This window comes from Roseivirga sp. (assembly GCF_049099775.1).
Classification (GTDB): domain Bacteria; phylum Bacteroidota; class Bacteroidia; order Cytophagales; family Cyclobacteriaceae; genus Roseivirga.
This window is the reverse complement of sequence record NZ_JAGDZM010000002.1, coordinates 278,065-304,915: the sequence shown is the minus strand read 5'-3', so window position 1 is coordinate 304,915 and position 26,851 is coordinate 278,065. Positions and strand designations below refer to the sequence as shown.

Below are 26,851 nucleotides of genomic sequence, written 5' to 3'. Positions count from 1 at the left end.
TCTTATAAGCAAGTAGATAGTACTATCTACTTCTATTTAAGCTTTCAAATACTTTAGGTTTTCTTGGCATTTTCTGATCCATATTAGCCGTTTGCATTACCATAGTGGCAATAATTACGGCATTCTTTCTTAAATCAGCAGCCTGAAGCCTTTCAAAAACATCCATGTTAGAATGGTGAGTTCTAGTACCATAGTCAATCGGATCTTGGATAAACTGGAAGCCCGGTAATCCAATACCATCGAATGCTTGGTGATCAGTACCTCCAGTATTTCTTATCGTTACAGTGCTTGCGCCCATGTCATCGAAGGCCTTAAACCATTCTTGAAAAATTGGTCTCACCGCTTCATTACTTTGTAGGTAAATCCCTCTTACTGCACCTGTTCCATTGTCCATGTTGTAGTAAGCAGAAAACTTCTCGTGTTCGCCATTAGGCTGTCCATTTTTCATAAACGTATTCTGAACATAATTTCTAGAACCATATAAGCCTTGTTCTTCTCCACTCCATAAAGCAATTCTTACTGTTCTTTTCAACGGAATTTTAGAATCTTTCAGAATTCTCATTACTTCCATCATTACTGCCGAACCTGCCGCATTATCAGTAGCCCCAGTTCCCGCGAACCAAGAGTCTAGGTGTGCTCCTAGCATTACCACTTCGTCTTTTAGCTTTGAATCTGTACCCTGAATTTCTCCCAATACATTATATCCTTTAAGGTCTTTTCTTTGAAACTCTGTTTTCGTGTCGGCCTCAATTCTAATAGGTTCTCCCTTTACGGCCAGTCGAACAAGTCTATTAAAGTGCTCTGGTGAAATTTCCATTTCAGGCAACGCATTAGGGTCTCTTCTTGCTCCATTTGAAGTAAAAAATGTTCCCTGACCACCTCTATTTGTAGCCAAAACCATTTTAACACCTTCATCTTTAAAAAGTTGGTAAGCCGCGTTGCGAAGTTGAGCCCTTCTTCTAAAATCTGAAACTCGTCGAGCAGAAAAAGACCTATCAACATTACTAACACGTGCGCTAGTCATTCCCTCAAGTTGCTCATCGGTAAACCTTCTAGCATCTGGCTCAAAAGTAGTGGTTGCTGCTGCAGTAGTTGGTAGCATTACCACTTTGCCTGCTAGTTTTCCTCTATATTTAGCCAGATCAGATTCGTTTTGAATATTCACATAGATAACCTCCGCTTCAATTTCACCATTCGTTCCCGGCGTCCATGCTTTTGGTATACCGATCATGGCTTGATAATAAGGCGCAGTCATCGCTAAGTAAGATTTCTTTACGCCCCAACCAGGACCAAATTCTCCCCAAGCTTCAACTTTTACATTGGTTAAACCCCATTCCTTCATTTCGGCTGAGGTCCAATCATATGCTCTTTTAAGCCCTTCAGAACCTGTTAATCTTGGTCCTATTCTATCCGTTAAATTCCAAGCAATGTCCATCACTTGGCTGTTATTCAGGCCTTCATCCTTTATCTTATAAAGTGCATCATAGTCGATGGGTGTAGCTTGAAAGGCAAATGCTGTGGCACTTGTAAAAAGTAGACACGCAAAAAATACAGTAATCTTTTTCATGTTGTTATCATCAGTTTACCTAAATATAGTTAGACGAAAACCCAAGAAGGAATGAAATGGTACGTATGGGAAATAGAAGGGATCAGTTCGCGTTATTTTGGATAACCAGCTGTATTTGCCCTAAAAAATTGTCTAATGCAGTTTGCCAATCGGCCGATGCATCCCACTGCTTACCCACGTAAATATTGTTATTCCGAAGGTCACTCAGATAGAATTTATGAACCGTAGTCGGGCGAGGTTCGCCTCTGTCGGGAAAAGCAATCCATTCATATACTAGCTTTTCAGGCCCTGACACAAACCTTAATTCGTACTGAAACCCATCCCTCCGCAGCTGTTGATTCGTGAGTTTCGCCTCTCGCGAATAAAATACGTTTGTAGAATCCATGCCTAAGGCCTCAAGGGCGAAGGCTCTATCATTTATCTCGGTTTTATACTTCGCATCCTCGTAAAGGTTGTCAAACCTAAAAGCTGCAGGACCAAGTTGTTCATAAAATGGTTTATCAACTCCTGTTATTGCCACTTTAAAATCGGCAATTTTCGGTGGAACACTCTTGGCCACAACTCCAAGGTCCATTTCTGGGTAGAAGAACTCTGCCGTCTCATTCACAAGAAGGTTTCCCTTGTATAGTGTTCCTGCCTTAAAGAAAGTACTTAGTTCGTCTTTAATTCCTTCAAGTTTTACGCCTTCTCTAGCCCAAAAAGTATCTCCTTTATTAAAAAAGGTGTCCTTTCCATTATAAGGCCCCATGGCCAAGAAAACAGGTTCATCTTTGCTTTTTACTGCGAATAAAATAAGGTTGTTAATATCCCTTTTCTTTAGGTAATCGGGAATTGCTAGTAGCAAATTGGGTTGAGAAAATAGCGTTTCTGTTTCGACATAAGCAACAGCATCAATTCCCTCTTCTGCTAAGAATAGTTGAAGTTCATCCACTAATTCCTTCCACTCATTCCTGTCCCCATCCTCTGGCACAGAAATAAGCACAATTGATTTAGTACTTAACATATCTTCAGGAGGGTATAACGCTTGGCTTATTTGCAGTTTGCTCAACAATAAGTCCATGCTGTTTTGGCTTATGCCCGGACTAGCACAGCAAACTAACAAGCATGTTATTAACAACTTATGTATGAATGGTCGCAAGACTTTATTTCGTATTGATTATGTTTATGACAGATAAATTAAGCCAAACTGAAGGGCTCTAAATCCTTCAACAACGATTATAACGATGCAAAGATATTCAAATTTCATTGTCGTATTTATATTCTCCTTTTGTGTGACTATCTCAGCCTCCGCGCAATTAGATCGTTTGGACACAGAACTCATGCTCGATGATTTAAGAAGACTTTCACACGATGCCGCAAAAGGAAGAAAAACCGGAACTCCTGGCGCTGAAGCTGCCCGACGATTTATTATTGGCCAATTCACAGATATGGGGGCCAAGAAATTGAAGAAAGGCTATCGTCACTCATTTACATTCAAAAATAAGGCAGAAGAAGAAATTGAAGGTGTAAATGTTGTTGGATACATCAGGGGAAAAGAAGACAAAGCCTTTGTTATTACTGCACATTATGACCATTTAGGTGTGCGAGACAGTTTGATTTACAACGGTGCCGATGACAACGCCTCTGGGGTTTCTGCCTTACTAGGGCTCATGGAATATTTTAGAGCCAATAAGCCTAGACATACACTAATTTTCGCAGCTTTGGACAGTGAGGAAATGGGCTTAAGAGGGGCTACAGCATTCTTGGAAGACGAGAAGATTCCTCTAGAAGAGATAGTACTCAATATCAATATGGATATGATTAGTATCAATGATAAAAATGAGCTTTACGTTGCTGGAACACATCATTACCCAAAACTGAAACCTATAATCGAAAAAATTGATCCTGCACCACTTCAACTGAAACTAGGACATGATACCCCTGACTTGGGCTATAATGATTGGACAAGCCAATCTGACCATGGCGCTTTCCACAAAAAGGGCATTCCGTTTCTTTATTTTGGAGTAGAAGATCACGCACATTACCATAAACCAACTGACACGTTCGAAAACGTAAATCAGACATTTTACAAGAGAGCCACCCACGCTATTCTTGATTGTATTTTGGCCTTAGATATAAATTTAAACTAGTCGTATGATTCAAGCCCTATTAAGTCACTCTTGGAAAGAGCAATTCAGGTCGGCAGTTTGGGCCAAGAACCTTGTAGCCAATATCTTTCTTGGTTTTGCAGCGTTAATGATTACCATTTATGCGCTGCTGCTCGGAATATTCCTGAATGAGATAGTAGAAGCTATTCTACCCGATAAAGATCCTCTAACAATAATTAACAGTGTAATCATTTATTATGCTGCCTTCGAGTTCTTCATTAGATTCTTTCTTCAGAACGTTCCTGTGCTTTCTATTCAGCCGTATTTGCACCTGCCAATTAAGAAAGCCAAGATGATCAACTTTATGTTGAGAAAGAGTTTACTCAGTCCTTTCAACATATTAAGCGTCCTATTCTTTGCTCCTTTTGCTATTCGAATTATCAATTCGTCAAATGGCACTGCACAAGCAATAGGGTGGTTATTCTTTATTGTTGGCTTAGCCTTTATGCTTCACTATGCTATCATTCTTTTCAAGAAAAAGCTTAGTGATCACCCCAATCTCATATTCTACGCATTTATAGTACTTGCCGGCATTGGTGCATTAGATTATTACGGCATTGTAAGTCTTTCGACGATATCATCTAATATGATGAACATGATTATGGAAACACCCTATTTAGCGGCAATTCCATGGCTTGTATCAGTACTATTTTACTACCTCAATTTCAATTTCTTAGTCAATAATACCTACCCTGAAGAAATTTCAATTAAGAAAAAAGAAACTAGGGTTTCTGGTGATTTTGCCTTCCTAAAACGATTCGGCCATAAAGGTGAATTAATGGCAACAGAGATTAAACTGATTTTAAGGCATAAAAGGCCTCGAAACACGGTAATGTTCAGTGCCATTTTTCTTTTCTACGGCCTGATCTTTTACCCAAATCCGCAATATCAGGATATGGAATTTATTTTCGTGTTCGTTGGTGTATTTATCACAGGAATCTTCTTTATCCAATACGGGCAGTTTCTTCTTAGTTGGGACAGTAGCTTTTTCGACTTTGTATTGATTCGAAAATCCACCTTTAAAGAGTATATCGAAGCGAAATATTATCTGTTCGTACTCATCTCAACCATAGGGTTTGTGTTATCACTAGCCTATGGCTATTTCGGCTGGAAGATCGTGTTGATTAACTTCTGTGCTTATCTTTTTAATATCGGTATTAACGTTTTTGCTGTTATGCGCATTGCCATGTTCAACCCGAAAAAGATCGATTTGAATAAACGTGCAGCGTTTAACTATGAAGGCGTGGGTGCGGCACAGTTTCTCATTGCCATCCCAATTATGATTCTTCCCTACCTGATATACGGTCCGTTGGCTATATTCGGTTTCGCCGATTTGGGCATTATTCTTACCGGCGCAGCAGGCCTAATTGGCTTTATTCTTAGGGAGAAATCGTTGAATATTATTACCAAATACTTTATCCAAAACAAACATAAAATTGCCGCAGGCTTTCGCGCACAATAAATAGTTCGATTATGATTGACGTTAAAGAATTATCTAAAACATATAAGGGAGTTGAAGTTGTCAACATCCCGGAATTATCGATCGGAAAAGGTCAAAGCTTTGGTCTAGTTGGTAACAACGGTGCAGGTAAAACGACATTCTTCCGAATGATCCTCGACCTAATTCGACCGACAACAGGACATGTTACTTCAAAAGAAGTGGATGTTAGAAAAACTGAAGACTGGAAGTACTATACAGGCTCCTTCCTTGATGAGTCATTCTTGATTGACTACCTAACGCCAGATGAATATTTTGATTTTGTTGGATCGCTTCACGACTATTCTCCTGGAGATATGAAGGAGTTTCTCGAGCAATTTGAGCAACTTTTTAATGGCGAAATCATCGGAAAGAAGAAGTACATCCGAGACCTTTCAAAAGGTAATCAGAAAAAGGTGGGTATTGTGGCCGCGTTAATGGGTAATCCGGAAGTAATTCTATTAGATGAGCCTTTTGCCAACCTTGACCCAACGACTCAAATTAGGTTGAAAAACATCTTGAAGGATTGGAAAGAAAACCATCAATTGACCATGTTAATTTCAAGCCACGATTTGAACCATGTAACAGAAGTCTGCGAAAGAATTGTTCTGATGGAGAAAGGAAATGTGAAAATGGATGTAGAAACGAATGAGTCTACCCTAAAAGAACTTGAAAATTATTTTTCTGACTATTAAGCAAGTCGAAAACGAATCAATTCATCACTATAAAGGGTCTCCAAATTAATTTGTTGACCTTTTTTTACATCTATCGGGTTTTCGAAAAAGAAAATCGCCTGATGCCAATGGACTAACTCACCATCAGGACCTGAAGAATAAGAATCCTCGGGGCCCATATGCATGTCAAACCAAAACGCAACACCATGTAACTGACCTTCACCAGTACAGTTAATCTTTAGCGGCTCTATATCTGGAGCATCAAATTCAGTGGGCTTTGGAAGCTTCTTAAAGTCAAAACTACGAAGCGGAAACACGTCGCTTAAGACCTTATGTGGTTCCCTTTTTAGATTGATCAATTTATAAGTATCGCTCACTCTGAATTGCTGAAAAGGAGATAAATCGAATCCAGAAATCTCTCGAATCGGATTCACTGCTTGAAGTTTAGGTGCTTCAATTAAAACTGCCTTTAAGGATATTCCTGAAGGTATGATTGTGGCATTTGACTTGGCCAAATTGTTAATAGCATACCTTAAAGAGGGCAAAACCCCTTCTCCCAAACCACCCGTATCCAAGACCTCTGCAATAATAACATCAAACTTTTCTTCAAAGTCTGCACCCTTTTTTAGCCGATCTGAATGTCTTCCAACAATTCGAATCCGGTCTTGATAACCGTTCGCTGCTACCACTTTTTCAGCTACCTCGGCGATATCGGTATTCACTTCACAGCCCAAAACAGACTTAGCTCCGGCCTTTGCTGCCATCATTGCCAATAGGCCAGAACCTGTGCCAATATCTAAGACATTGGAGTTCTTATTCACATACTCTTCGATTGCTTTTTGGAAAGCCTTGTTTCTGTTTTCATCAGCAAGCATATCAAAATGCCACTGGGGGATACTTAGTGAAACTAGCGTTTCCAACCCATTCTTTGCATGAAAATTATCTGAATCCAGATCCAATACTTCTAGATATAAAGCCTCTGCCTCAATTTTACGGCCTAGGTCTGAGAGTGCTATGGCCTTTTTTAAAAGGAAGCTGATTTCATCATCACTTGATTTCATTATCGCGGGACTTAAGGCTTTATATGCTTCACTTTATCAACGTCCCAATCAATTACTAAGCCTTTACCAACACCAATTGCAGCTTTTTGGCCATAAAGAAACTCAACTAGGTATAAAGCAGGGTCGTAAGACTTAGCACCACCTGCGGAAGTGATGGCTTTACCGTCATGCACAAAGCTGATGTCTTCATAAACATCCAATTCTGGAAATGTCTCTCGAAATTTGCCAATGTCAGAAGGAAAGGTGGTCGCCTTCAATCCATTGAGCAGGCCAGCCTGAGCGAGAATAAAGGCGCCATCGCAAAGGGACATGATATATTCGGCTTTGCCTCCCTTTTCCTTTACAAAGGATATTAATTTTTCATCTTCAAGATCAGTATCCATATTATGCTCAGCACTTGGAACGATCAGCACATCAATATCAGGGACATTATCGAAATCATAATGGGGAGTAACCGTAATTCCTTCGAAAGTTATAATAGGATCCATAGTCGGCGACACAATAAAGGTTTTCATTCCAGGGTCAGTATGGAATATTGTGTGTTGAAAAATATCGTATGGGGCGATCAACTCCGAATTATATACGCCATTAATGGCCAGAAAAGCGACATTCAGAACTTTTGATGGCTTATTTGTCTCTTCATGAAAGCTTTTAGTTGCATAAACAACTTCATTTGCTTTTTCCTCTTGTTTACAAGCTGAAAAAAGTACTATCAACGATAAGATTAATAACTTTTTCATAGATCTTTTCCTTTATAAATCACGCCATCTTTCATTACGAGCTTCACTTGCCTCAATGCCGAAATATCTTCCAATGGATTCCCTTCCACGGCAATTAAGTCTCCCCAAAACCCTGCTTTCACTTCACCCAATTTATTCAAATGAAACATATCTGCATTAGCAGCTGTTGCAGCTATTAACGATGCTTTCTCATCCATTCCATATTCTACCATCATTTCTATTTCTCTAACATTGTCTCCATGCCGAAAAACACCTACATCTCCTCCAAAAACAATTTTCACACCTGCATCAAGTGCCATTTTGAATGACTTACGTTTATTCGTGATTCTTGATGGTTCAGGGTCAACTCCTTTTTTCCAACCACCATATTGGGTAATAGCATCTCCCGCAGCCAAAGTCGGACAAAATCCAATACCTTTTTTCGCCATCAACCTGAAAATCTCAGGTGTTCCTGCATCACCATGTTCTATAGTTTCTACGCCTGCTTCAATGGCTCTCCGCATGCCCTCTTCAGAGGAAGCGTGCGCCACTACATAGCGACCACTACTTTCAGCTATCTCTATAATGGTTTTCAATTCAGCTACCGTAAAAGTAGCTTGAGCAGTCCTATTCGGTCCCCAACGATAGTCAGCATAGACTTTTATAAAATCGGCTCCGTGGCCAATCTGATCCCTCGTTACCCGAATTAAGTCATCAAAACCGTCGGCCGGTTCGGCGCCTAAAGGTACATTCACACCTTCATGAAATCCTTTGGGCCCATAACTTCCCGTTGCGACAATCGCTTTACCGGCCACTAATAGTCGAGGACCCGGCACGACTCCTTTTTCGACCGCCTGTTTGATTCCAACATCCGTGTATCCAGCTCCTTCCGACCCTAAGTCTCTCATGGTTGTCACTCCAGCCATAAGGGATGCCCGCAAATGGTTAACTGCTCTGGCCGACCTTTCGGCATATGACTCTTTTAGTACCTGATCGTTCCAAGAGGTCTCGTTATAGGGATGCAACAAAATATGGGAATGCCCTTCAATTAATCCAGGCATTAAGGTCTGTCCCTTAAGCTTGATCCTCTTCTTTGCCTTAATACTCTTCTTCGGCCCAGCATATGTAATTGTATTCCCTGAAACCGTTACAATCCAATTGCTGTGCATTTCATTCCCATCGAATACTCGATCTGGCTCCAATAAAAAGTCTTCCTGTGCATGTACAAAAACACACAAGCAGCATAATAGAGTAAGGATTAATGGCTTTTTCATTTGGCAAAAATTTGAGATGGGTCACGGAAAGATTTAAACTCAAGCGCATTACCACTCGGGTCGAGAAAAAACATAGTGGCCTGTTCCCCGACCTCTCCCTCAAACCGAATATAAGGTTCGATGATAAACTCGGTCTTTACGCCTTTAAGCTTGTCGGCCAATTTATGCCAACCCTCCCATTCTAAAACTGCTCCAAAATGGCGAACCGGTACTTGCTTACCATCAACTGCGTTTGTACTGGCTTTAGCCAATTCTTCAGGTTTGACATGGGCACTCAATTGGTTCCCAAAAAAGTTAAAGTCGATCCATTTCTCTGTGGATCGACCTATTTCACAACCTAGAACATCACCATAGAAAGTGCGGGTTGTTTTGATATCTTTAATGGGAAAGGCTAAATGAAAAGGGGCGTTCATATTGACTAATTTTCAAACAAATTGGCAATTTAAAAGCAGCAGAACAACCCATTTTTTCATTCCACCACATTCAAAGGACAATTGGTCACATTTAGTTGAAGGAAGCACCTAAGCCAACTAACATTGGGTATGAAAAAGATAACAATTACTTACTCAAGCCCTTCGAATTTGGTAGATTCTTGAAGGCAGTCAACAAATTGGCAGAGCAAACAGAAAAGGCTAGCCAAAATTACCTATTTCTAAAAAGTGGCTACGAATTTATCAGAATAGAAAAGTCCGATTTAAGATATATCAAAGGTGATGGTAATTATGTAGGCTTTCATACATCTGAAAGGAAAGTGCTCTGCCGAATGAAAATGGATGAGGCTGAATCTCTTGTTTCAAGCGATGACTTCATCAAAGTACACCGTTCTTATATCGTTAATAAGACCATAATCCTCAAAGTCGAAAAACACCAATTACATATAAAGGAGTGTACAATTCCGATTAGCCAAACTTACTACGAGAACTTGATCACAAAGCTGTAGCGCCTTTCGAACTTCAGGTCGAAATTTCTTTTAGTTGCTCTACATGCAGGAGTTCTTGACTAACTTGTGCTTCATTAATAGCAAGGCATGAACACGTCAGATTTTAGAAAGCACGCACATGAGCTGGTCGATTGGATGGCCGACTATTTTGAAAACGTTGAGGACCTACCTGTGTTACCTGATATAAAACCAGGCGACATTCTCAAGCAACTTCCTAACAGCGCTCCGGAAAAAGCAGAGTCTTTCGATGCTATCTTTAAAGATTTCAAAGATGTGATTATGCCAGGGATCACACACTGGGAAAGCCCAAATTTTATGGCCTATTTCCCTGCGAATAAGAGCAAAGCCTCTGTTTTAGCGGAAATGTTGATGAGCACACTCGGGTCTCAATGCATGATTTGGCTTACTTCTCCTTCCGCGGCAGAGCTGGAAGAACAGGTGATGATTTGGATAAGAGAGATGCTCGGTCTTTCAGATGAATACACCGGCGTAATCCAAGACACCGCCTCCACCGCTACGCTTAGTGCTTTATTAACAGCGCGGGAAAAAGTAACGAACTTTAGCATTAACAAAGAAGGGTTCAACGAACAAAAATTCACCGTATACGCTTCCTCAGAAATACATTCATCCATAGAAAAAGCGGTGAAAATTGCAGGGTTCGGAGCTTCCCAGTTCCGACAGGTTTCTGTCGATGAAAACTTTGCTATGCGATCAGATATTCTAGCGGAAACCATAGAAAAAGATATCGCTGATGGGTTCACCCCTGTCTGCGTGATCTCGGCAATCGGAACAACAAGCACCACTGCCATAGATCCAATTTCCAAGATTAGCGAGATATGTAAAAAGCATAAAATATGGCATCATGTAGATGCAGCATATGCCGGTACAGCACTTGTGCTTCCTGAATTACGCTGGATGGCTGAAGGTGTTGACGATGCAGACTCATTTGTGTTCAACCCACATAAGTGGATGTTTACGAACTTTGATTGCACCGCGTATTTTGTTAAAGACCCAGTTGCATTAGTCAACACATTTACAATTACGCCTGACTACCTGAAGACTTCTGTAGACGAAGAGGTGAAGAACTATCGCGATTGGGGCATACCACTCGGTAGAAGGTTTAGGGCACTTAAACTCTGGTTTGTAATTCGAGAAATGGGTGTTGAAGGCATTCAAAAGAAGATTCGAGAACACGTAGCCCTTGGTAAATGGCTAGCAAAGCAAGTTATCGACCATCCAGATTTCGAATTAATGGCTCCAGTACCTTTAAATACAGTCTGTTTTAGGTTTACGTCGGCAAAAGAAGATCGTTTAGACGATATCAACGAACAGATTATGAATACAATCAATAAATCTGGTCGCCTGTTCTTTACACAAACCAAGCTGCTAGATCAGTTTACCTTGCGTTTAGCCTTCGGTAATACAAACTTAGAGGCTTACCATGTTGAAAATGCCTGGAATTTGATTCAGGAGGTTAGCAAAATTCATAAACAAGACGCTTAACAGTCGGTTAAAAAGGCATGCGCTTCAGAATACTCATTGCCATTTGTTTTCTATCCCTGCTTTTTGGGTGTAATCCTGATAAAAAGAAACAAGTGGATCAATCGGCTATCACTTTTAAAACAGATGATGCTTCTAACCTTTTCTTTAAAAACGTTCGCCAATTCTATTATGAAGTCGAGGAAATGGAGGCCGCTAAACTTAACATCTTTCGTTTAAAGAAAAGAGAGCTTTCAAACGATCAGCCCGTGATAAACTTAGCGATTGTAAATAATTGGCGATATGATGAAGCGTACTTGTTGCTTGAACCTAATGGTGTGGTCAAAGAAAATGAATCACTAGAAGTAAAATGGAGGAATCCCAATGGCGAATCTGGTGAGATTCAATATGCTAATGGAAACAAAACGGAACAGGTGGCTTTCGCTGATGGTATTTATGCACAAATACAGCAAGGAAGTACTTTTACAATAAAAGTACAGGAGGAATGGAAGCCTTTTCTAGATTTAGAAAAGACGCGAGAAGCTTTTAGAATAACCGTGTTTGACTACTACAAACTGGTTAAGAGGATTTGACTAGTGCTCTTCTTTTTTCTTCTTCCCTTTGAATAGGGCATCATGTTGGCTAATTGCGCCTATAACTCCGATAAGAATTACAACAATCCAAAGAAAAGTATTCGCGCCAGAAGCAATTGGTGGATCAAACAACATAGTTTTTTTCGTTTTAGGAGCACAAAGATAGTTCAAAACTCAATTGTTAAGAAGCGCTTCACATTTTTTTAACAGCTGTGTAACAATAAAGTCTAATTCAGGCATAAAATGTAATATAAAGTTAACTCCACTTGTCTCGTTTGAAAATGCTTTTAGACCTAATATTGAGCATTAAACATTTCCATCAGAAATGAAGAGTATACTCAAAGAAGAACGTAAGAAGAAAAAAATCACCCAAGAACAGCTGGCTACGCTTGTTGGTGTATCTCGTCAGAGCATAAATGCTATTGAACGAGGTAAATACACCCCTTCGACTGTACTTGCATTAAAGATTTCAGAAATTTTCAATACTTCGGTGAATCGACTTTTCGAGTTAGAAGCTGAAGACTACGCTTCTTAAAAGTTTTATACGCCTTGGGCAGTAATCACAAGTGATCGGCTGCCACCATGGTTTCTGTGTTCGCACAGATAAATTCCTTGCCAAGTACCCAAGTTTAACCTCCCCTTAGTAATTGGAATGGTCACTGAAGCGCCCAAAAGTGACGCCTTGATGTGTGACGTCATATCATCCGGTCCTTCAAAAGTATGTTGGTAGTGCGTTGCCTCTTCAGGTACGAGAATATTGAAATGAGATTCAAAATCTTCTCTCACAGTTGGGTCAGCGTTCTCATTTATTGTCAGACTTGCCGAAGTATGCTTAATGTGTACATGTAAAAGACCCGCATTTACCTGACTTATTTCCGGCAATGCTTTTAGAATTTCGCCGGTAATTAAATGGAAGCCTCGTTTTCTTGGCGACAAGCTGGTTTCAGTTTGAAAACACTTCATAATTACTCACCGCTCTTCATCTTATCAGCATTTTCAGCGATACGAAGGTTTTCAATGAAGTCTTCTATTTGTCCGTCCATTACTGTCGGTAGGTTATGGACTGAGTAACTAATTCTGTGATCAGTGACTCTTCCTTGCGGATAATTGTACGTTCTGATTTTGTCCGATCGATCCCCGCTTCCCACAAGTGATTTTCGCTCTCCAGCAATTTCGTCTTGCTGCTTTTTAAGCTCTTGCTCATAGAGTCTAGAACGCAATACTTGTAAGGCTTTCGCATAATTCTTATGCTGCGAACGACCATCCTGACATTCTACTACTGTATTGGTTGGGATGTGCGTCAACCTAACAGCCGACTCTGTTTTATTTACGTGCTGACCACCTGCTCCTGAACTACGGTAGGTATCTTTTCTTACATCTTTCATGTTCAAGTCAAAGTCAACTTCATCCACTTCTGGAAGCACGGCTACAGAAACCGCTGAAGTATGTACTCTGCCTTGTGATTCCGTAACGGGAACTCTTTGAACGCGATGCACACCTGATTCAAATTTTAATGAACCATAAACATCTTCGCCTTCTACCCCAAAAACAATTTCTTTAAACCCACCAGAAGAGGCTTCATTGGTACTGATCAATTCCTTTTTCCATCCTTTAGAGTCGATAAAGCGCTCATAAAGCCTAAACATATCGCCCACAAAAATCCCTGCCTCATCACCGCCAGCACCCGCTCGAATTTCCACGATTACATTCTTTTCATCGTCTGGGTCTTTCGGAATTAACAGAATTTTCAACTCGTCTTCCAGCTCTTCTTGCCTTGGATTCAATTCGTCGAGCTCCATTTTTGCCATTTCACGAAACTCTTCATCCTTTTCCGTTTTCAGTATTTCCTTCGAGTTGGCAATGTTGTCAAGAACACTCTGGTACTCATCATAGAGTTTTACAATCTTTTCTAAGTCCTTATACTCCTTGCTAAGTTTAGAGTAAACTTTCATATCAGACATAGCATCTGGCTGAATAATCAGCTGACCTACTTCTTCAAATCTATCCTTTATGGCAACGAGTTTTTCAATCATTCTTTGAGGTATTAAGTCCCAAAATTAAAAAACAAAAGCAATCCGTTATACATTTGTATACCATTCCATACAAACAAGCGTGTGAAAAACATTACAGTCTTCATAATATTACTTCTTTTGCTGCAGAGTTGTGGCAACCAGAAAATAGATACTGCCGGTGCTAAAGCCGAAATGGATGCGAGAGAAATTAGAGTTATTTCTGATGCTGAAATTCAAGAAGAAGCAATGAAAATGGGTAACGAAATATCATCAGATTTCCGACTTAGTGCATTGCCAGAACCCATTTCAGATACGTATGTACTGAATATTCGGTATGGCAATGACTCGTTATACGTTAAAGATCATTACTTTTTTGATGAGCCAAGAGACCTTTCTGGAAAGGCCAAACAAATATTTGATGCCTATTTATATAACAGCGAAGCGGGGATAGAATCCGAGGCGAATGTTCAGAAAATAGATGACGGAAAAATACTGCTCTACACGACACCGATGATTGCCAACGATACCACTGCGGTGGGCATGTGGACGATTGAACTACCTCGAAAAAAGGTAGTCCTGAATATTAAAAACTAGGCTTTATACTTAAAACAGTCTATAACGTGGTCGTTTACTAAGCCGCAAGCCTGCATGTAGGCGTACATAATAGTGCTCCCAACAAACTTGAATCCTCTCTTTTTTAAATCTTTACTCATAGCATCAGATTCAGCAGTGGTTGCGGGTACCTCACTCATGTCTTTCCATTGGTTTACAATAGGCTTACCGCCTACAAATGACCATATGTATTTGTCGAAAGAGCCAAACTCTTGCTGAACAGCTAAAAATTTCTGGGCATTGATTACTGTACCTTGTACTTTAAGTCTATTTCTAATTATTGAAGGGTCGAGCAGTAACTCCTCCACTAAACTCTGCGGATATTCCGCAACAATTTTAGGGTCGAAGTTGGCAAAAGCTTTCCGATAGCCATCTCTCTTTTTTAGAATCGTAGACCAACTTAAACCAGCTTGAGCACCTTCTAAAATTAGAAATTCAAAATGCACACGATCGTCGTGAACAGGTACTCCCCATTCCTCATCATGATATGTCACATAAGCTTCGAAGCTATTCTCACACCAGGCGCATCTTTTTTTCATAAGCTTAAATTAAGAAACAATAAACTCTAATTAATGAACGTAGCTCGCTGCATTAATATCAATGGTACTGCCCGTAGCATGATCCGCCAGTCCACTAGCCAGTAGCACAATCATCGGCGCTAAATCTTTTGGTTCGGTCAATTCATTCAAAGCGATATCATCGAGCGCAAACCCTTCTCCATATTGATCCATAAATTCCTGTGCCATGTCTGTTCTTACAAAACCTGGTGCAATATTGAATGCTTTGATATTATCTTTTCCGCAATAGCGAGCGATAGACCTTGTCAATGACGGAATTGCGCCTTTAGAAGCCCCATAGGCCAAATAGTCTAAAGTATCTCCTCTGAAGGCCGCACGGGAAGAAATGTTAATAATTCTTCCGCCACCTATTTCTTTGAAGTGAGCAATGGCTTTTTTACATAAAAGTCCCGTAGCCCGAGTATTAATGGCAAATGTTCTGTCCCAGTGATCTAACCAATCCTCGTCATTTTGGCTTAAATCAGAAGAAAAAGCGACACCTGCATTGTTAATCAACACGTCTATTTGACCAAATTCACTTTTTACTTGCTCAAACAACTTAATGACTTCCTTTATGTTTTCAAGGTTTGCCGCAAATGCCTTTGATCCATTCTGGAGTGTAGAAGTTACTGCTTCAGCTTTTTCTTGATTCCGATTGTAGTGAAGGGCAACCTGTGCTCCAGATGCTGCTAGCGCTATACAGAAGCCTTTTCCGATTCCTCGAGAGCCTCCCGTTACTAAAACTACCTTTCCTTTTAAAGAAATTTCCATGTACAAAACGATTTAGTCCGATAAATTACATTGTTAATCGGGCTTATAAAACCTTCATGGTTCAAATCCGATAACGAAACTAAACCTATGTGGCTATGAAAAGACGAAACCTACTGATAGTGCTTTATTTTACCATTACTTATCAAATAAGTTTTGGGCAAGCCGTTACTTTCGAAGAATATGACCCCCCGTCTTCTCTAGTAGTTCCTGAAAACCCCGTTTTCAAATCAAAGTTTCCTTTTATTGATGTACACAGCCATCAGTGGAGAATGGGTGAAAGAGACTTGAATAAGCTCGCTTCCGAAATGGATGAGCTCAATATGGGCTTAATGGTCAATTTATCTGGAGGAAATGGAAAGGCTATTGTCGATGCTATTAAAAACATTAAAGTAAATCAACCAAAACGGTTTATCGTTTTTGCCAACGCCAACTTTAATAATATAGACGATGAATGGGGGCCTCGCGCTGCTGCTCAATTAGAACGAGACTATAACCAAGGCGCACGAGGCTTAAAAATATTCAAAAGCTTAGGATTTTCTGTTAAGGATAAAGCCGGAAACCGTGTAGCCGTAGATGACCCTCGCTTAGATCCTCTGTGGGCTAAATGCGGTGAGCTTGGGATTCCTGTTTTAATTCATACGGGAGATCCAAAACAATTCTGGGAGCCTTTCGATGCTAATAATGAAAGATGGTTAGAATTAAAAACACACCCTAGAAGAAAAAGAGAAGACAATAACCCTGCTCCTTTCAAGCAATTAATTCAAGAACAGCATAACGTTTTTAAAAAACATAAGAACACAACCTTCATAGCTGCTCACATGGGTTGGTATGCCAACGACCTCAATCATTTGGGGGAACTTTTAGATGACATGCCGAATATGGTAGTTGAAATTGGTGCGGTAATAGCAGAACTAGGTAGACAACCTCGTTTTGCCAAAGCCTTCTTAGAGAAATATCAGGATAGAGTCCTTTTTGGAAAAGATTCTTACAAGCCAGAAGAATACCCCACTTACTTCAGGGTTTTAGAATCGAACGATGAATATTTTCCTTACTATAAGCGATACCATGCGTTTTGGCGTATGTATGGTCTTGGGCTTTCAGACAACGTGCTAAAAAAGATCTATTATAAAAACGCGTTACGCATTATTCCAGACATTGACAGGAGTAGGTTTCCTAATTAACTAAAGGTTCAGTCGTTAATTTTCCCGATTCAGAATATGAAAGCACTAGTTTGGCCTAAACAGGTTCAATTTCAACAACCAACACTATACGTTTGTAGTATGCATAGACAGAATCAAATGAGTCGGGAAATGATAAGAAGCATAATACTCATCATTGGCATATTGGTTGGAATGGTTGTAATAACTAACCAATCAAAAGCACAAAAGAATACTGCTATATACGGTAAAGTCACCACAATTAGTGGCGATGTATACACTGGCCCTATTAAATGGGGTGGTAAAGGTGCTCAAAAAGCAGAAGTATTCTGGGTAGAAGTATTCAACGGTACTAAAACATCCAACGACTTGTTACAATACCTGTCTAAATCAGAAATTAAAGCCCTTTCAGAAGAAAATGAAGACGGTGGTTCTTGGTTAAACATTGATTTAGGCGTGCTAAGCATTTGGGATGACAAGTTCTCTGATACGCCACATGAGTTTAAAGCGCGTTTTGGTGACCTAAAGTCAATTGAACCCAAAAGAAGAGATCGCGCTAAGGTTACTTTTAAAAATGGGGCCGCAATGGAAATTAAAGCGGGTAATAGTGAAGACATTGGTGGAAGTATCGGTGTTTATGACTTTGAGCTTGGAGAAGTGATGCTCTCGTGGGGTCGGGTTGAAAAAGTTGAATTCATGGCCGCGCCAAAGAACCAAGAAGAAGGTTTTGGCCTACCAATCTATGGTATAGTAGACGCCGGCAGAAAAGGAACTTACAGAGGACAAATCGAATGGGATTCTGATGAGCGTTTCTTAAATGAAATTTTAGATGGAAAAGATAGAAATGGCGACAAAAAAATTCCATTCCGCAGTGTGCAAAAAATTGTAAAAGGAAGAAATGGAGTAGACCTAACATTAAAATCAGGCAGAACGCTATTTGTTACTGGAAGTAACGATGTTGACAATGGGAATCGTGGCGTAGTGATAAACGACCCTGAAGTAGGACAGGTAAAAATAGCTTGGAGAGACTTTATTGAACTTAATATTTCTGATGACGATGCACTTCGCATGTCGTACAACGACTTTCCAGCATCTCAAGGCCTAAAGGCCAAAGTAATTACTGTTCAAGGAGATGAATATGATGGTTTAATTGCTTTTGATCTTGACGAAGCCTGGGAGTTTGAATTGCTCGACGCAAACGACGATGAGGCTGAGTTTCAAGTTGTTTTTGAAAACATAAAAAGCATTATTCCGAAAAACTATAATTACTCTATGGTAGAGTTGAAAAACGGAGAGCGTTTGCTATTAGGCGACCATAGAGATGTTAGCGAAAACAATGCTGGAGTGTTGATATTCCCTTCAAAAAACGCAGACCCGATCTACGTAAAATGGTCAAAAATTGACGAAATCATTTTTGATTAACTTGTAGCAGTGGCACTGTCAAAGAAATTTAGAAACCAGTTAATCATAAGTGCTGTTTTAACGGCGGCTGTTTTCATTACCCTCTATGCGACGAATTCCGACAGGGAGCTTTACTTAACAGCTAGCTGGGTAGTAATCACGCTTATTTTGGTATGGGTATCGAACTACTTTCTAACCAAAAGGCTCGACAATAAACTACCTTGGCTCGAACATGGCAATAAGCGTTTTTATTGGCAACTAGGGATTGGTATACTGCTCTCTTTAATCATTATTAATGTGAGTTATTTCATTGTTAAGCTCGGCCTTACCACCGACCCACCGAATGAAGCTCAAATTATCACGATGAATGTATTGGGCCTATTGGTGTTATTACCCACTATTTCAATCAATTTTGGAATTCAATTCCTGAGTAACTGGAAAACAGCACAGGTAAACTCAGAGACTTTCCAAAAAGAAACGATTCGTGCAGAGTTAACCACACTAAAAAACCACTTAGACCCTCACTTTCTATTCAATAACCTGAACATTCTATCTTCACTCATCAGTATTGATACAGAGCTCTCTCAAACCTATTTAGAGAAGTTCGCCGATGTATATCGAAACATTCTCAAGAGCAGTAAAGAAGAATTGGTCACGCTGAATGAAGAGCTTCGTTTTATTGCATCTTATCTCTATTTACTCGAAATAAGGTTTGAAGATACCATTCAGACATTTATTGATATAGAAGGTAAATCTCAAAAGTATTATTTGCCTCCACTGACTTTGCAAATGCTGATTGAAAATGCGATCAAACACAACATGATATCAGAAGTAAGGCCGCTTAAAATTCACATCTCTTGCCAAAACGGATACCTAACGATTAAAAACAACCTGAGGGAAAAGCGTGTTGAAACTAGAAACAGTGGTAAAACGGGCCTGGATAACATTAAAAAAAGGTATTCTTACTTTACCGATAAAGAAGTACAGGTGTATAAGAACCCCGATAACTTCATTGTGAAAATTCCTTTAATAGACTTAGAGGCACAGTAAAATATGAAAGTAGTTGTTTTTGAAGATGAAAAATTAGCCTCCGATCGGTTGATCCAGGTTTTAAAATCCTTGAAGCCCGAGGCAGAGGTTTTAGCGGCCATGAAGTCAATCGAAGCGGCCGTGCTTTGGCTTCAAAACAACGAACACCCCGACCTTATCATCAGCGATATCCATTTGCTTGACGGTTCAAGCTTTGAAATATTCGACCAAGTAGAAGTTAAAACACCCGTAATATTTACAACTGCCTACGATGAATACGCTATTAAGGCTTTTGAAGTGAATAGCGTTGATTACATTTTAAAACCAATCCAGAAAGAAAAGTTAGGGATTGCCCTAGACAAATATGACAGCAGACAAACTTCGGAAGGAGGCAGCCAAATAGACATGAATGAAATTAGGGCTGTTATTTCTGGAGCGTCAAAGGAATATAAATCTAGATTTTTAGTAAAGCTAGGTCAGCGCATTCGTGCCATTCCGATTGAAAAAATTGCCTATTTCTACTCTCAAGATAAACTATCTTACTTGGTTACATTCGAAGGGCAAAAGCTACCAATAGATCAAACCCTGGAAGAACTAGAATCCTTGCTCGACCCAAAGCATTTCTACAGAGTTAACCGAAAGTTCTTTGTTCACTTTGATTCAGTAACCGACATCCACCCATATTTTAAAGGCCGTGTAAAACTTGGCCTAAACCCTACTATTGATGATGATATAGTAGTAAGTAGCGAGAAAACACCTCTATTTAAGAAGTGGCTCGACCAATAAACTGAATCAGACCGTCGGATTCGGTATCAGACCTTCCCGTTTCAGTTCGAAAATGCCCCGATAGAACCTCTATTGATTTCATAACCTATCTGTTGTCTCCATATTTGACGTATCAGAAATGAGAAAACAACTAAAACATAAAAAGGTCATGAACTCTAAACTTAAAATCACCTTAATCGCAATTTTCACAATGGTAGGCTCAATGAATGCCGTCGCTCAAGACGAAGCATTGATCTACGGAAAACTGACGACTATAGACGGTGACACATACACTGGTCAAATCCGATGGGGCAAAGAAGAAGCGCTATGGATTGACGTGTTCAACGGAAACAAAGAAGACAACGATAACTATCGCTACCTATCTAGAGAAGAGAAGAGAGAATTAAGAGATAGGGAAAGAAGAAACTGGAGCGGTTTCAGTATTAGCTGGGGCAACAACAGAGACTATGAAACTACTCACGAGTTTCAAGCACAATTCGGATACATTTCTAAAATAGAAATTAACAGAAGGTCAGAAGTAAAAATGACCATGCGTGACGGCGAAACTATCTATGTAGAAGATGGCTCGAACGACTTTAATGCTACTATTCATGTAATGGATGGTGAATTGGGCAAAAGTTCTTTCAAATGGAGCAGAATCGAAACTATTGAGTTTATGGACACGCCTTCTAAACTTGGTGATACAATGGGAGCCCCGCTTTACGGAACAGTTGAAGTATATGGCGCAGAATACACCGGATTTATAGAGTGGGATCACGATGAAAGGTTATCTACAGACATTTTAGACGGTGATACTAGAGATGGCGATGTGAAAATCGAATTCGGAAAACTATCATCAATCGAAAGAGAAAGAAGTGGTAGCAACATTGTTACTAAATCAGGTAGAGAAATGTACTTGAGAGGGTCAAACGATGTGAACGGAGAAAACAGAGGTATAATCGTAAGTACGGACTTCGGTCGAGTAGATATTCCTTGGAGAGAGTTCAAAAAGGTAACATTCAAGGATGCTCCTAAGAGCACCATGAACTACAAAAGCTTCGCCAACCTTAAAAGACTATCGGGAACGGTTACTACCGTAGATGGTGAAACGCTTAGCGGTGACATTACTTACGACTTGGACGAGGCTTACTCTTACGAAATGCTTCAGGGAAAAGATGATGATGTTGAATTCATCATTGCGATGGGAAACATCAAAAGCATTACACCAAAGAACTACGATTACTCTTCAGTAGTGTTAAAGAATGGAACAGAGCTTTTAATCGGAGATGCAAGAGACGTAAACGAAGAAAATGATGGTGTACTTGTATTTACTGGAAGCGGAGACCCGAAATACATTACTTGGGAAGACATTAAGACAATTACCTTCAATTAATAAAACTCAGGGCTGAGCCCAAAAGTCAAAAACAATACTTCATAAGTCAATTGCTTAAGGTCGCGTTTGGTCACGCGGCCTTTTTTTAGTTTGATTGATAATATTTTATAATTCGGGGAGAATATATTCTGCCTATATTTATGTTTATTGTCCTTATCAATAGAAAAGACCATTATGAAGTTTCTTCTAAGTAGGCTCTTGACGTGGGTCTTATTCATATCAATCTGCACGACCTCAATCAAGGGCCAAGGCTGGAGTAGTATGGTTTACGGATTTAAAGATGCTCACTTACATGAACACACATTCATGGTTGATGATTATACTGACTTGAGACTATCATTAGTTTTTAGGAAAACAGACAATGGCACCATAAAGCTTGACACCATAGTGAGTACATTAACAGGCCTGCTCATCGGAATTGAAGTATTCCACCAAGGTCTTCAGTTAACGCAGAACTCGGAAGAAAACACCGTTTATTGGTCTCTACCCGTTTCTTTAAGAATAAGCGGGTTAAGCATTGTTGAAAGTTTACTAATCAAAGGTGAGCTTAATGCATTTTTTACGGATGGTTCAAACCAACCAGAGGTTGAAAGCTATATTTATAATAAGCCCGAAATTGGTGGTTCATTTATTTTCGTGAGAAAACTATACGTCTATCAGTTCTTTCTTATGATAGTTTCATTTTTCTTAATGTCCTTTCATCGGAACATCAACAGGATTTGGCTGTTCATTGTGCTTTTCATTACCCCTGTTATTGGGCCCGCGATTTATATTTTGAATCGGATTACAAAAGCTTTACTGATTATTAGAAACAGAATAAAAACTTCGAATGCTGTAAATATTCGATAAAAGACATGAGTAAACTCCATTACCCCACCGATCATTCATTGATAGAATTTTTCCAAAATAATGACATTTCCCAAACAGTAGAGGTCAACGTGGTAGAACCGCAATTTAATAACATGATTATTGCCATGATAGTCATTCTCTTTATGGTTTGGCTGGCCATACTCAATATAGGTCTTCAGAAAATCGATGTTTCGATACCTAAAGTTGTGGGCAAATTCTTTAAAGATGTAAAGCGACTTATTGCTCCTAAAAAATAAAAAGGAAATAAAAGAAAAGCACAATCCATACAGCATCAACAAAGTGCCAAAAATCAGTGAGAATTCTAAGTTTTACCTTTTGATAAGGGTTGGTCGCATACATTAAATGCTTTACCGAATCTTGAGATGTTTTATGACATTCCATTAAGAGTACAAAGGCAAAAATCATAACACCAGCCATGTGCAAAACATGCAGTCCTGATATAACATACAAGTATGCACCTGATCTATTTCCGGTAAAAAGAATATTGTACGATTGAAGCTCTTTCCACCCTGTGAGTTGAGAAACTGAAAAAGCAAAGCCGAGCAAAAGCGTTAACCCTAGCCATTTCTTTACCTCATCCAAATCGTCTTTTTCAAAAGCCGGCAATATTTTAGAGACTGTAAAGCTTGAAAGCAATAAAACAAAAGTGCTTACCACAAAAGATTTTGGAAAGTTAGTGCTAAGAAAATCAGCTTCAGGAGGCCTTGAAACCGTAAAAGCCACTACGGTGAATAGGAATATGATAGCGCTGCCGATCATGCTTACATAAAGCAAAACCAAATGCGGATGCATTCCTTCTATGCGCTTGAAAGCCTCTTTTCTTATGTCGATCCTCTGTTTTTCCTTTTTCATGACCGGTATCTAACAACTAGATAAACGAAAGGGTTTTGTTAAGCAACATTTATTTCTTCGAAAGGCAAACCAGGGCCTAATGGGCTTAAGGTCAAAATATACTACATTTGCTGCCCACTTTAGCAAAATCCATTGAAGGTTAGAGATTTCATAAAGGTTTACAAAGAAGACGCGCTGATTCAGACTATTGCAGAAAGAATCAAGCCTAATCAACCATGTCGGTTAAGGTTAAAAGGCATGGTTGGAAGCCTCGATGCTGTGGTAGCAGCAGCTACTTATCAGATCAATAAGCAGACGAACATATTCGTTTTACATGACAAAGAGGAGGCCGCCTATTTTCACAACGACCTTCAAAACCTAATGGGGGATAAAGAGGTCCTTTTATTCCCAACTTCTTACAAAAGGCCTTATCAGTTCGACGAAACCGAAAACGCCAACATTTTAATGCGAGCAGAAATTCTGAATCGTATTAATCATAAAGCATCTACAGGAGAACTGGTAGTCACTTATCCTGAAGCACTCACTGAAAAAGTAATTAATAAAAAGGCACTTTCTAATAATACATTCTCTGCGAAAGTTGGCGAACAACTAGATGTGGCATTTCTTTCCGAGCTGCTATTGACCTATGATTTTGAGAAAAACGACTTCGTTTACGAAGCAGGTCAATTTTCTGTAAGAGGAGGAATTCTAGATGTTTATTCATATGCACATGATTTGCCTTATAGAATAGAGTTGTTCGGAAACGAAATAGAAAGCATTAGAACCTTCGATCCTGTTACACAGTTGAGCCAAGACAACATTAAGGAAATCAATATTATTCCAAATGTTCAAACGCGCTTGCTAGAAGAAACTAGACAGTCTTTTCCGAGTTTTGTTCCGAATAACACGAAAATTTGGTTCAAAGATTATCAGCAAACCCTCGATACAATTGACAAGTATTTCGCTAAAGCAACGGACAACTTTGATGAAGTGCTTTCTGTTACCGATACACAGGTAGTATTAAGTCCAAGTTCACTTTTCGAGACATCCAGTTCTTTTATTGAAGATATTCATGCTTACGCTCAAATTGAGTTTGGCAGCAGAAGCTATATGCAGCCCGACCATAGTTTCGACTTTGACGTAGAAACTCAACAGTCGTTTAATAAAAACTTTGACAGAATAGTTGAGAACCTCGGGAAATGGCAACTCCAAAATACAGCACTCTGCGTAGCTGCAGACTCTTTAAATCAGCTCAACCGGTTAGAAACGATCTTCATTGAACTTGACCCTACCTTAAAAGTTCAACCCCTCAATATTGGTTTAAGGCAGGGTTTTATTGACAAGACTCGTCAAATTCTTTGCTATACAGACCATCAACTTTTCGATCGATTTCATAAGTACAAAACCAAAGCGAAACACTCAAAATCGAAGGCACTTACTCTTAAAGAACTTCGTTCGCTTCAACCTGGCGACTATGTTACTCATATTGATCATGGTGTTGGAAGGTTTGTAGGCATGGAAACCAAAGAGGTAAATGGTAAAAACCAAGAGTCCATTCGTCTCGTTTATCGTGACGATGACTTACTCTATGTAAGTTTGCATTCACTCCATAAGATTTCGAAATATACCGGCAAAGAAGGTATGGCACCCACTATGAGTAAGTTGGGTAGCCAAGAATGGGAAAACAAAAAGAAAAAGGTAAAGGGTAAAGTTAAAGACATTGCCAAGGACCTGATCAACCTTTACTCCAAACGAAAAAACGCCCCGGGTTTTGCCTTTTCTGAAGACGGTTTTATGCAAGCCGAACTCGAGTCGTCTTTCATTTATGAAGATACACCGGATCAAGCTACGGCTACAGAACATGTAAAGCATGATATGGAGCTTTCACACCCAATGGATCGGTTGGTTTGTGGAGATGTTGGTTTTGGGAAAACCGAAATCGCCATAAGGGCTGCATTTAAGGCGGCAGTAAATGGGAAACAAGTGGCGGTACTTGTGCCAACAACTATCTTGGCCATGCAACACTACCGTACCTTTGCAGAGCGTTTAAGCAATTTCCCGCTGAAGGTAGAATACATAAATCGTTTTAAGACGGCAAAAGAAATAAAAGAGACCTTAGAGCGCGTAAAAGAGGGAAAAACGGAAATTCTCATCGGTACACACCGTATTGTGAACAAAGATGTAGAGTTCAAAGACCTTGGCTTACTTGTAATTGATGAAGAGCAAAAGTTTGGTGTAAAAGTTAAGGATAGACTTAAAGAATTTAGGGTTAACGTGGACGTACTTACGTTAACGGCAACACCTATACCTAGAACCTTGCATTTCTCCCTTATGGGGGCGCGAGATCTGAGCGTTATTGCCACTCCTCCACCAAATAGACAGCCTGTAACTACCGAAATTCATTCGTTCAATGAAGTGGTCATGCGCGATGCTATTAGTTTCGAGCTAAGGCGTGGTGGACAAGTTTTCGTAGTACATAACCGGATCAATGACATTGAACAAATAGGTAACATCATTCTGAAACTTGTTCCTGATGCCAGAATAGGCATTGCCCACGGCCAAATGGAAGGAAGCATCCTTGAAAAACGAATGGTGAAATTTATTGAAGGGGAATACGATGTACTCGTTTCAACTAATATTATTGAATCTGGCCTAGATATTCCGAATGCCAACACCATTATCATTAACCATGCGCACATGTTCGGCCTTTCTGACCTTCATCAAATGAGAGGGCGTGTTGGTCGATCTAACCGTAAGGCATTCTGTTATTTACTAACACCTCCAACAATTGGTTTAACCAGCGATGCCCGAAAAAGGCTTAGCGCATTAGAAGAGTTTTCTGATTTGGGAGATGGATTTAAGGTGGCCATGCGCGATTTAGATATTCGAGGTGCGGGTAATTTACTGGGCGCAGAACAAAGTGGATTTATTTCCGACTTGGGCTTCGACATGTATCATAAAATTCTCGATGAAGCCGTTCAAGAATTAAAGGAAAATGAGTTTAAAGACCTTTTTTCGAATGATTTAGTAAAAGAAGCTGCCCAAATTGTCGCTAAAGATTGTACCATAGAAACAGACTTAGAAATTCTTATTCCTGAGTCTTATGTGGCCAATATATCGGAGCGACTGAGCCTATATTCCAAGCTTGATAGCATTAAAAACGAAGAAAAGCTTCAGGAGTTTATCACCAACATTCAAGATCGGTTTGGCGCAATGCCAGAATCGGTTAATGACTTAATTGATACGGTAAGGCTCCGTTGGCTTGCTGAACAGCTCGGGTTCGAAAAGGTTATGCTGAAAAATGAAAACATGAAGTGTTATTTCCTTCCTTCAGATAACGAAGCTTATTTTCAATCGCCTATTTTCGGAAAAATCATTGGTTTTGTACAAAAACGGCCCAAAACCAGTAAAATGAAAGAATATAAAACTAGACTGATCTTAACCTTCAGCGAGATTGGTTCTGTAGATGAAGGCAAAGCACTACTTAGCCTGATGCTAGAACAATAAGGATTTATCCACCAG

The 26,851-nt window shown here is 39.7% G+C and carries 28 protein-coding genes; 16 read left to right on the top strand and 12 right to left on the bottom strand.

Going from position 1 to position 26,851, the window contains the following annotated elements:
- Window positions 1–22: 22 nt before the first annotated feature.
- Window positions 23–1,567, bottom strand: a complete 1,545-nt coding sequence (locus JXQ92_RS03655; RefSeq protein WP_421985226.1) for a M20/M25/M40 family metallo-hydrolase — start codon at window positions 1,565–1,567, stop codon at window positions 23–25.
- Between the two features lie 82 nt (window positions 1,568–1,649).
- A complete protein-coding gene (locus JXQ92_RS03650; RefSeq protein ID WP_421985225.1) occupies window positions 1,650–2,627 on the bottom strand; it encodes a hypothetical protein in 978 nt (325 codons plus the stop codon).
- A gap of 163 nt (window positions 2,628–2,790) precedes the next feature.
- Here JXQ92_RS03650 and JXQ92_RS03645 point away from each other — a divergent pair, with 163 nt between their 5' ends.
- Genes JXQ92_RS03645 through JXQ92_RS03635 form a run of 3 tightly spaced genes read left to right on the top strand, consistent with a single transcriptional unit; the run spans window position 2,791 to window position 5,886 of the window.
- Window positions 2,791–3,696 carry a M28 family peptidase gene (locus tag JXQ92_RS03645; protein WP_421985224.1) on the top strand — a complete coding sequence of 302 codons (906 nt, stop codon included), beginning with the start codon at window positions 2,791–2,793 and terminating at the stop codon, window positions 3,694–3,696.
- A gap of 4 nt (window positions 3,697–3,700) precedes the next feature.
- Complete coding sequence (locus JXQ92_RS03640; protein WP_421985223.1) at window positions 3,701–5,176, top strand: DUF5687 family protein; 1,476 nt, start codon at window positions 3,701–3,703, stop codon at window positions 5,174–5,176.
- 11 nt (window positions 5,177–5,187) lie between these two features.
- Window positions 5,188–5,886, top strand: a complete 699-nt coding sequence (locus JXQ92_RS03635) for an ABC transporter ATP-binding protein (RefSeq protein ID WP_421985222.1) — start codon at window positions 5,188–5,190, stop codon at window positions 5,884–5,886.
- Here JXQ92_RS03635 and JXQ92_RS03630 read toward each other — a convergent pair.
- Genes JXQ92_RS03630 through JXQ92_RS03615 form a run of 4 tightly spaced genes read right to left on the bottom strand, consistent with a single transcriptional unit; the run spans window position 5,883 to window position 9,332 of the window.
- Window positions 5,883–6,926, bottom strand: coding sequence for a 50S ribosomal protein L11 methyltransferase (locus JXQ92_RS03630; RefSeq protein WP_421985221.1), 1,044 nt, complete (start codon window positions 6,924–6,926; stop codon window positions 5,883–5,885). The two genes, JXQ92_RS03635 and JXQ92_RS03630, sit on opposite strands and share 4 nt — an antisense overlap.
- A gap of 11 nt (window positions 6,927–6,937) precedes the next feature.
- On the bottom strand, window positions 6,938–7,666 hold the full coding sequence (locus JXQ92_RS03625; RefSeq protein WP_421985220.1) for a DJ-1/PfpI family protein: 729 nt from the start codon (window positions 7,664–7,666) through the stop codon (window positions 6,938–6,940).
- Window positions 7,663–8,919: an amidohydrolase family protein gene (locus JXQ92_RS03620; RefSeq protein ID WP_421985219.1), complete on the bottom strand. Its 1,257-nt coding sequence runs from the start codon at window positions 8,917–8,919 to the stop codon at window positions 7,663–7,665. Before JXQ92_RS03620 ends, JXQ92_RS03625 begins: the two co-directional genes overlap by 4 nt.
- A complete protein-coding gene (locus tag JXQ92_RS03615) occupies window positions 8,916–9,332 on the bottom strand; it encodes a VOC family protein (protein ID WP_421985218.1) in 417 nt (138 codons plus the stop codon). The genes JXQ92_RS03620 and JXQ92_RS03615 overlap by 4 nt, the downstream gene beginning before the upstream one ends.
- 95 nt (window positions 9,333–9,427) lie before the next feature.
- Between JXQ92_RS03615 and JXQ92_RS03610 the strand changes: the two genes are divergently transcribed.
- The 3 genes from JXQ92_RS03610 (at window position 9,428) to JXQ92_RS03600 (ending at window position 11,931) form a co-directional block, all read left to right on the top strand.
- Entirely contained in the window at window positions 9,428–9,859 is a 432-nt protein-coding gene (locus JXQ92_RS03610; protein WP_421985217.1) for a LytR/AlgR family response regulator transcription factor, read from the top strand.
- A gap of 87 nt (window positions 9,860–9,946) precedes the next feature.
- Complete coding sequence (locus JXQ92_RS03605) at window positions 9,947–11,362, top strand: pyridoxal phosphate-dependent decarboxylase family protein (protein WP_421985216.1); 1,416 nt, start codon at window positions 9,947–9,949, stop codon at window positions 11,360–11,362.
- Between the two features lie 17 nt (window positions 11,363–11,379).
- Window positions 11,380–11,931, top strand: coding sequence for a hypothetical protein (locus tag JXQ92_RS03600; protein WP_421985215.1), 552 nt, complete (start codon window positions 11,380–11,382; stop codon window positions 11,929–11,931).
- On the opposite strand, the gene JXQ92_RS03595 is transcribed toward JXQ92_RS03600, so the two are convergent.
- Window positions 11,932–12,066: a hypothetical protein gene (locus tag JXQ92_RS03595; protein WP_421985214.1), complete on the bottom strand. Its 135-nt coding sequence runs from the start codon at window positions 12,064–12,066 to the stop codon at window positions 11,932–11,934.
- 190 nt (window positions 12,067–12,256) lie between these two features.
- On the opposite strand from JXQ92_RS03595, the gene JXQ92_RS03590 reads away from it, so the two are divergent.
- Window positions 12,257–12,466: a helix-turn-helix transcriptional regulator gene (locus JXQ92_RS03590; protein ID WP_421985213.1), complete on the top strand. Its 210-nt coding sequence runs from the start codon at window positions 12,257–12,259 to the stop codon at window positions 12,464–12,466.
- 5 nt (window positions 12,467–12,471) lie between these two features.
- On the opposite strand, the gene JXQ92_RS03585 is transcribed toward JXQ92_RS03590, so the two are convergent.
- Window positions 12,472–12,894, bottom strand: a complete 423-nt coding sequence (locus JXQ92_RS03585; RefSeq protein ID WP_421985212.1) for a secondary thiamine-phosphate synthase enzyme YjbQ — start codon at window positions 12,892–12,894, stop codon at window positions 12,472–12,474.
- Window positions 12,895–12,896: 2 nt separating this feature from the next.
- Window positions 12,897–13,964 (bottom strand): peptide chain release factor 1, encoded by a 1,068-nt coding sequence (gene prfA, locus JXQ92_RS03580; protein WP_421985211.1) that lies wholly within the window; start codon window positions 13,962–13,964, stop codon window positions 12,897–12,899.
- Window positions 13,965–14,045: 81 nt separating this feature from the next.
- Between prfA and JXQ92_RS03575 the strand changes: the two genes are divergently transcribed.
- On the top strand, window positions 14,046–14,537 hold the full coding sequence (locus JXQ92_RS03575; protein ID WP_421985210.1) for a hypothetical protein: 492 nt from the start codon (window positions 14,046–14,048) through the stop codon (window positions 14,535–14,537).
- Here the strand turns inward: JXQ92_RS03575 and JXQ92_RS03570 are convergent.
- A complete protein-coding gene (locus JXQ92_RS03570) occupies window positions 14,534–15,094 on the bottom strand; it encodes a DNA-3-methyladenine glycosylase I (protein WP_421985209.1) in 561 nt (186 codons plus the stop codon). The genes JXQ92_RS03575 and JXQ92_RS03570 overlap by 4 nt on opposite strands.
- Before the next feature lie 30 nt (window positions 15,095–15,124).
- The gene (locus JXQ92_RS03565) at window positions 15,125–15,883 is read right to left on the bottom strand and encodes an SDR family NAD(P)-dependent oxidoreductase (protein WP_421985208.1); all 759 of its coding nucleotides are present in this window, start codon (window positions 15,881–15,883) and stop codon (window positions 15,125–15,127) included.
- Between the two features lie 95 nt (window positions 15,884–15,978).
- On the opposite strand from JXQ92_RS03565, the gene JXQ92_RS03560 reads away from it, so the two are divergent.
- The 7 genes from JXQ92_RS03560 to JXQ92_RS03530 all read left to right on the top strand — a co-directional run bounded on the left by JXQ92_RS03560 (window position 15,979) and on the right by JXQ92_RS03530 (window position 22,734).
- Entirely contained in the window at window positions 15,979–17,064 is a 1,086-nt protein-coding gene (locus JXQ92_RS03560; protein ID WP_421985207.1) for an amidohydrolase family protein, read from the top strand.
- 129 nt (window positions 17,065–17,193) lie between these two features.
- The gene (locus JXQ92_RS03555) at window positions 17,194–18,462 is read left to right on the top strand and encodes a hypothetical protein (protein ID WP_421985206.1); all 1,269 of its coding nucleotides are present in this window, start codon (window positions 17,194–17,196) and stop codon (window positions 18,460–18,462) included.
- Between the two features lie 9 nt (window positions 18,463–18,471).
- On the top strand, window positions 18,472–19,491 hold the full coding sequence (locus JXQ92_RS03550) for a sensor histidine kinase (RefSeq protein WP_421985205.1): 1,020 nt from the start codon (window positions 18,472–18,474) through the stop codon (window positions 19,489–19,491).
- Between the two features lie 3 nt (window positions 19,492–19,494).
- Window positions 19,495–20,256 (top strand): LytR/AlgR family response regulator transcription factor, encoded by a 762-nt coding sequence (locus tag JXQ92_RS03545; RefSeq protein WP_421985204.1) that lies wholly within the window; start codon window positions 19,495–19,497, stop codon window positions 20,254–20,256.
- 148 nt (window positions 20,257–20,404) lie between these two features.
- Window positions 20,405–21,628, top strand: a complete 1,224-nt coding sequence (locus JXQ92_RS03540; RefSeq protein ID WP_421985203.1) for a hypothetical protein — start codon at window positions 20,405–20,407, stop codon at window positions 21,626–21,628.
- Between the two features lie 174 nt (window positions 21,629–21,802).
- Entirely contained in the window at window positions 21,803–22,477 is a 675-nt protein-coding gene (locus tag JXQ92_RS03535) for a hypothetical protein (RefSeq protein ID WP_421985202.1), read from the top strand.
- Window positions 22,478–22,482: 5 nt separating this feature from the next.
- Window positions 22,483–22,734 (top strand): hypothetical protein, encoded by a 252-nt coding sequence (locus JXQ92_RS03530; protein WP_421985201.1) that lies wholly within the window; start codon window positions 22,483–22,485, stop codon window positions 22,732–22,734.
- Here JXQ92_RS03530 and JXQ92_RS03525 read toward each other — a convergent pair.
- Entirely contained in the window at window positions 22,724–23,350 is a 627-nt protein-coding gene (locus tag JXQ92_RS03525; protein ID WP_421985200.1) for a cytochrome c oxidase subunit 3, read from the bottom strand. The genes JXQ92_RS03530 and JXQ92_RS03525 overlap by 11 nt on opposite strands.
- A 132-nt stretch (window positions 23,351–23,482) precedes the next feature.
- On the opposite strand from JXQ92_RS03525, the gene mfd reads away from it, so the two are divergent.
- Entirely contained in the window at window positions 23,483–26,836 is a 3,354-nt protein-coding gene (mfd, locus tag JXQ92_RS03520; protein ID WP_421985199.1) for a transcription-repair coupling factor, read from the top strand.
- Window positions 26,837–26,851: the final 15 nt, after the last annotated feature.